This window comes from Micromonospora sp. M51 (assembly GCF_018070305.1).
Classification (GTDB): Bacteria; Actinomycetota; Actinomycetes; order Mycobacteriales; family Micromonosporaceae; genus Micromonospora; species Micromonospora parva.
Window position 1 is genome coordinate 1 of record NZ_JAGPXZ010000348.1, and the last position, 6,220, is coordinate 6,220.

The following is a 6,220-nucleotide window of genomic DNA, read 5'->3' on the forward strand; positions in this document are numbered from 1 at the left end:
GATTACGGCCGGGGGCCAGCAGGCCGAGCGCAAGGCATTCAAGGACCGCTTTCCCACCGGGAGGCTGCTGCACACGTCGGCCTTGCGGGCCGGAGCCGGAGCGGCCCTCGACCCGGACGTGCTCGCCGCCCTCGACGACACGTCGATCCGCCTGGTTGCCGCCGTTGTCAACACGATCGACGACGCGCTGGACCGCAGCGACCCGGGTACCACCGTCTGGGGCGACGACACGATCACCGCCGTTGGCGACCTGCTGACCTCCGCGGGCGAGCCAGATCGGGTGGTCGTCATCGTCTCCGACCACGGCCACGTCGTCGACCGTGGCCCCGAGTCGGTCACCCTGCCCAGCGCCAGCAGTGAGAACCGGTGGCGACCGCCGACCGACCCGCCCGGCGACGCCGAGGTGGCCGTCGCCGGCAGCCGGGTGGCGCTCGGCGGCGGATCCGTCGTCCTGCCCTGGCGGGAAGAGGTGCGGTACGGGCCGCGCAAGGCGGGCTACCACGGCGGCGCAGCGCCAGCGGAAGCCGTCATCCCGCTGCTCGTGCTCATCGCCGGTGACGACTCCGCCGTGCCCGGCTGGGCCGGTGCGCCGGTGGCCAGCCCGGACTGGTGGCGGGAACCGCTGACGGAGAGCACATCCCTGTCGGCTGACCCCCCGCCGGCAACCCGGCGTCGCCCGCGCAAATCCGTCGAGCAGCAGACCGACGGTCTTTTCGACCTGATGCCGGCCGTCGTCGCGCCGGCTGCCGCACCGCAGCCTGTCCCCACCCCGCCCGACCTGGTGACGGCCCTGCTCTCCAGTGAACGCTACGCCCAACGTCGCGACCCCCGCCTGCCCCTGGCCGACGAACGGGTCGCCGCGCTGCTGAACACGCTGATCGCCGGCGGTGACCGGGCGACCCTCGACACCCTCGCCGCCCGGTCCGGCGTACCTGCGCACAGGATCAACGGCACCGTCACCGTGTTGCGTCGGCTCCTTCAGGTCGAGGGCTATCCCGTGATCACCCTCGACGCGGACGGCCGCACCGTCCACCTCGACCGGAAATTGCTGATCGAGCAGTTCGGGCTGGAGCAGCGGTGACCGGAGAGATCTCGGCCCGACGGCGCCGGGACATCATCGACGCGCTGCGCCGGGGGGTCGTCCCGAGCAATGGACTCGACGCGCTCGCGGTGGGGCTCGACAGGTTCACCGCTGCCCTCGACGACGACCTGGAACGGGTCGCCAGCGGCGGGAGCGTCTTCAAGGCCGTGCGCGGCGAATACGGGGCCGGCAAGACCTTCTTCACGCGCTGGCTGGCCGAACGCGCCAAGCGCCGCGGCTTCGCCGCCGCGGAGGTGCAGATCTCCGAGCTGGAAACACCCCTGCACCGGATGGAGACCGTCTACCGGCGGTTGGTAGAGCACCTCAGCACGGAGCAGTTCGCCCCGAGCGCGTTCCGACCCGTACTCGACGGTTGGATCTTCGCGTTGGAGGAGGACGTGCTCGCCGGGGGTACGGTCGCCGAGGACGATGCGCCGGGGCTCGATCGGGCCGTCGCTGACTTGCTGGAGCGCCGGCTGGGCGACATCTCCCGGAGCACTCCGGGCTTCGCCGCCGCCCTGCGCGGTTACCGGGCCGCTAGCGCCTGCGGTGACCACCTCACCGCCGATGGACTGGCCGCCTGGCTCGGCGGTCAGCCACACGTCGCGGCATCCGCCCGGCGGGCGGCCGGAGTGAAGGGCGACCTCGACCACTACGGCGCGCTGAGCTTCCTCCAGGGGCTGCTCACCGTTCTGCGCGACAGCGGCCACCAAGGGCTGCTGTTGGTGCTGGACGAGGTCGAGACGCTGCAACGGGTGCGCTCTGACGCACGGGACAAGGCACTGAACGCCCTTCGACAGCTCATCGACGAGGTTCACGCGGACCGGTTCCCTGGACTCCTGCTGGTGATCACCGGGACGCCCGCGTTCTTCGACGGCCCGCAGGGCGTCCAGCGGCTCGCGCCGCTCGCGCAACGTCTCGCCACCGACCTCGGCCCCGACCCGCGTTGGGACAACCCCCGTGCCACCCAACTGCGACTGCCGGGGTTCACCGTCGATGCCCTGGTGGAACTAGGCAGCAGGGTGCGAGATCTCTACGCCAGCGCGCAGGTCAACGCCCGGGTGGACGACGACTACCTGGGGACACTGGCCCGTGCGGTCACCGGCGCGCTGGGCGGACAGGTCGGGGTGGCGCCCCGCGTCTATCTGAAGAAGCTCGTCGCGGACGTCTTCGACCGGGTGGACCAGTTCGCCGACTGGGAACCGCGGCGGCACTACGCACTGACCCTGCGGGCCGACGAGCTGACCGAGGTCGAACGCAACGCCGCCGCTCGCGCCGACGATATCGAACTGACGCTCTGACGTGTTGCCAGACCTCGACCCGGTCGTGGTGCACCACGTGGTCAACACGCTGGGTTGGCGAGACCTGCGTCCATTGCAGCGTGCTGCAATCGCCCCGGTGCAGGGCGGCCTGGATGCCCTCCTACTCGCCCCGACGGCCGGCGGCAAGACGGAGGCCGCACTGTTCCCGCTGCTGTCCCGGATGACCGAGCACCAGTGGACCGGTACGTCGGTGCTCTACCTCGCACCGCTGAAGGCGCTGCTCAACAACCTGGCGCCTCGGCTGGAGCAGTACGCCGGTTGGCTCGGGCGGCGGGTGGCCCTCTGGCACGGGGACATCGGCGCCTCGCGGCGGCGAGCCGTGCTCTTCGAGCGACCCGACATCCTGCTGACCACACCTGAGTCGCTGGAAGCCATGCTGGTCAGCACCAACGTCGACCACCGCCAGTTCTTCGCCGGCCTGCAAGCGGTGGTCGTTGACGAGGTGCACGCCTTCGCGGGAGATGACCGAGGTTGGCACCTGCTCGCCGTCTTGGAACGTTTGACCCGGGTGGCTGGTCGGCCCCTGCAGCGGATCGGGCTCTCCGCCACCGTCGGGAATCCCGACTCTCTGCTCACCTGGCTCCAGGGCTCCGGCGCGGGTAGCCGGCCGGCTCAGGTCGTTGCACCCGAGGTGGTCCAAATCGCGGGTGGCGTGCCAGCGGGCGAGATCGAGCTGGACTACGTCGGCTCGCTCACCAACGCAGCAGCCGTGATCGCCGCCCTGCATCCGGGCGAGAAGCGGCTGGTCTTCTGCGAATCCCGGCAGACGGTCGAGGAGCTCGGACAACTGCTACGGGGACAGGGCGTCACCACCTTCCTGTCGCATGCGTCGCTGTCCGTGGACGAGCGGCGCCGCGCGGAACAGGCGTTTGGCGAGTCACGGGACTGCGTCATCGTGTCAACCAGCACACTCGAACTCGGCATAGACGTTGGCGACCTGGACCGCGTGATCCAGATCGACGCGCCAGCCACCGTGGCGTCCTTCCTGCAGCGACTCGGGCGCACCGGTCGCCGTCCGGGAAGCAGCCGGAACTGCCTGTTCCTCACGCTCGGTGGCCAGCCGCTCGTGGAGGCGGCCGCACTGCTCCTGCTCTGGTCACGAGGTTGGGTGGAGCCGGTCACCGCGCCGCCGGAACCTCGGCACATCGTCGCCCAACAGGTGCTCGCGCTCTGCCTTCAGGAACATCGGATCGGTGCGGAAACCTGGATCCAGGCCTGGAACGAGCTGCCGCCCTTTGAGAAGAACGCCCGGCCGATCGTTCGACACCTCGTCGAGCACGGCTACCTGGAGCAGGACGAGGGCATGCTCTTCCTCGGTCCCACCGCCGAGGAGCGGTTCGGCCGTCGTCACTTCATGGAGATGACGGCCGTATTCACCGGGCCGCCCGAGTTCACCGTCCTCCTGGGCCGTAGCGAGCTGGGGCGGATCGATCCCAGCCTGCTCACCGAGGAGGTCCGGGGCGAACGCCGCCTGCTGTTGAGCGGCCGGAGTTGGCGCGTCACCTACATCGACTGGCGCCGTCGGCGGTGCTTCGTCGAGCCTGCCGACGGCGGCGGACGTGCCCGTTGGACGGGCACCGGGTGGGCGTACCGCAGTCACGAGATCACGCGGGCGATGCGTGAGGTGCTGCTGGGAGCGGAGCCTCCGGTCGCCCTCACCCGTCGTGCGGTGACTCGCCTGGCTCGGGAGCGCGAGGAGAAACTACACCTGGTGCATCCCGGTGGCACTGTCATTGTCCGCGAGAGCAGCGGTGACCTGCGCTGGTGGACCTGGGCAGGTTTCCGGACGAATGCCACGTTGACCGCCACGCTGGGCGAAGTGGTCGATCCGGTGGAGCGGTTCGACGGCAACAGCATCCGACTACGGGAAGACGTCACACCTGCGACCTGGCGGGCTCTCACCGCAGACGCCGCCACTCGGCTGTGCCTGCCAGAGGTCAACGACAAGGCCCTAGACGGTCTCAAGTTCGGCGCGGCCCTGCCGAAGCGGTTGGCCGCGGCCACGCTGGCTGCGCGCCTGGCCGACCTGGACGGGGCTGCCGCGGTACTGGACGAGCCCGTGCGGTTCGTCATCGTCTAGCAGCGGCTGCACTGGTTCCTCAGTGAGTGTCGGCAACGGGCGGGTCAGCGGCGGGGAGCTTCGCTGGCGATGGTGGCCTCCCGGGGCAGGGCCGCCGCCCGCAGCGCCCAGTCCAGCGCGTAGTCGGCGATCTTCTCCCAGCCGTCCTGCCCGACGGTGAAGTGCGAGCGGCCGGCGAACTGCTCGTACGCGGTGAGCGCCCGCGACTTCTGGTAGAGCCCCGCGTTGGCGCGGACCACCGACGCCGGCACCACGTGGTCGACCTCGCCGGCCATCAGCAGCAGCGGCGCCCGGTCGTTACGCCCGACGTCGACCCGGGCTGGCGAGCGCGGGTCGAGGTTGGCGAACGCGCCCTCGAAGTAAACCCGCCCGGCACCGGGGACGGCGTAGCGTTGCCAGGCCCGGTCGGAGTCCTCCCGGCTCATGGCGTTGCCGAAGGTGTAGGCGAAGTCGTCCGGGGTGAACGGGACGGCCTTGTTCCGGTTGGCGGGGCTGCGCAGGATCGGGAAGCCCGAGCGCAGCTGACTCAGCGGCACCTTGAGCACGCCCTTCACCTGCGCGGGGTGCACTCCGACCGCTGCGGCGCCGAGGCCCCGGTCGACGAGGATCTGGGTGAACAGGCCGCCGAACGAGTGCCCCATGATGATCGGTGGTCGCGGCAGCGCCCGGATGATCTTGTCGTAGTGCGCGACGATCGTGGCGATGCTCTGCTCGGCGATCGGGCTGGGATCGTCCCGCAACTGCTCCACCGACCGGTCCATGCCGGGCCAGGCGGGGGCGATGACCTGCATGCCACGCTCGGTGTACCGCTGCGCCCACCCCTCCCAGCTGCGCGGCGTCATCCAGAGCCCGTGGATCAGCACGACCGTGTCGACCTGGCCCTGCGGCGTGGCACCCATCTCGTCCCCCCGGTGTCGCGGCATCCGGGGCAGCGGTTACCCGCTGCCGTGCCGGGAATTCCTCCGCCGGTTGCTCGCCTCGGCGGGTCGCGTTCGGGAGGCGGACGTGGCAGTGAGCGTGATGACACAGGGGCATCGTGATGACTCAGGGGCATCACGCTCGTCGCGGTGTTTGCTCGCACGGAGGTCACTCTCCGTGGCGTCCGGCCCCTGACAAATGTCACGGCCGGGAGGTGACGACCGCTCCGGGCACCGGGGTACGCCCCGCCGGAGTATCAGTGCCATGACCAGTACGCATCCGGCTGTCGAGTTGGACGGCCTCAGCAAGAGCTTCGGCGCGGTCACCGCTGTCGACGGGTTGAGCCTGCGGGTGCAGCCCGGCGAGGTGGTGGCGTTCCTCGGCCCGAACGGGGCGGGCAAGACCACCACCATCGACATGCTGCTCGGGCTGTCCCGCCCGGACGCCGGCACCGTCCGCGTCCTCGGCGGCACCCCGGACGACGCGGTGGCCCGGGGTCGGGTCGCCGCCGTCCTGCAGACCGGCGGGCTGCTCAAGGACCTCACGGTGGGCGAGACGGTGCGGATGACCGCCCACTTCTACCGGCACACCCGCCCGGCGGCGGAGGTGCTGGAGCGGGCCGGCATCACCGACATCGCCGACCGGGTGGTCGGGCGCTGCTCGGGTGGTCAGCAGCAGCGGCTGCGCTTCGCGTTGGCCCTGCTGCCCGACCCGGACCTGATGGTGCTCGACGAGCCGACCACCGGGATGGACGTCGAGGGTCGGCGGGACTTCTGGCAGGCCCTGCGCCGTGACGCCCGACGTGGACGGACCGTCATC

General features: G+C 70.7%; 5 protein-coding genes. 4 read left to right on the forward strand and 1 reads right to left on the reverse strand.

Going from position 1 to position 6,220, the window contains the following annotated elements:
- The 3 genes from pglZ to KBX53_RS18925 form a co-directional block, all read left to right on the forward strand.
- Positions 1 to 1,081 (forward strand): BREX-2 system phosphatase PglZ (gene pglZ / locus KBX53_RS18915; protein WP_210860724.1); only part of this gene is annotated, 1,081 nt, incomplete at its 5' end.
- Positions 1,078 to 2,382: a BREX system ATP-binding protein BrxD gene (gene brxD / locus KBX53_RS18920; RefSeq protein WP_210860726.1), complete on the forward strand. Its 1,305-nt coding sequence runs from the start codon at positions 1,078 to 1,080 to the stop codon at positions 2,380 to 2,382. The genes pglZ and brxD, both read left to right, overlap by 4 nt.
- 1 nt (position 2,383) lies before the next feature.
- Positions 2,384 to 4,483, forward strand: a complete 2,100-nt coding sequence (locus tag KBX53_RS18925) for a DEAD/DEAH box helicase (RefSeq protein ID WP_210860728.1) — start codon at positions 2,384 to 2,386, stop codon at positions 4,481 to 4,483.
- A 44-nt stretch (positions 4,484 to 4,527) separates the two neighbouring features.
- Here the strand turns inward: KBX53_RS18925 and KBX53_RS18930 are convergent, their stop codons facing one another.
- Entirely contained in the window at positions 4,528 to 5,406 is an 879-nt protein-coding gene (locus KBX53_RS18930) for an alpha/beta hydrolase (protein ID WP_247675854.1), read from the reverse strand.
- Positions 5,407 to 5,665: 259 nt separating this feature from the next.
- Between KBX53_RS18930 and KBX53_RS18935 the strand changes: the two genes are divergently transcribed.
- A partial coding sequence (locus tag KBX53_RS18935) for an ABC transporter ATP-binding protein (RefSeq protein ID WP_210860733.1) occupies positions 5,666 to 6,220 on the forward strand: 555 nt, incomplete at its 3' end.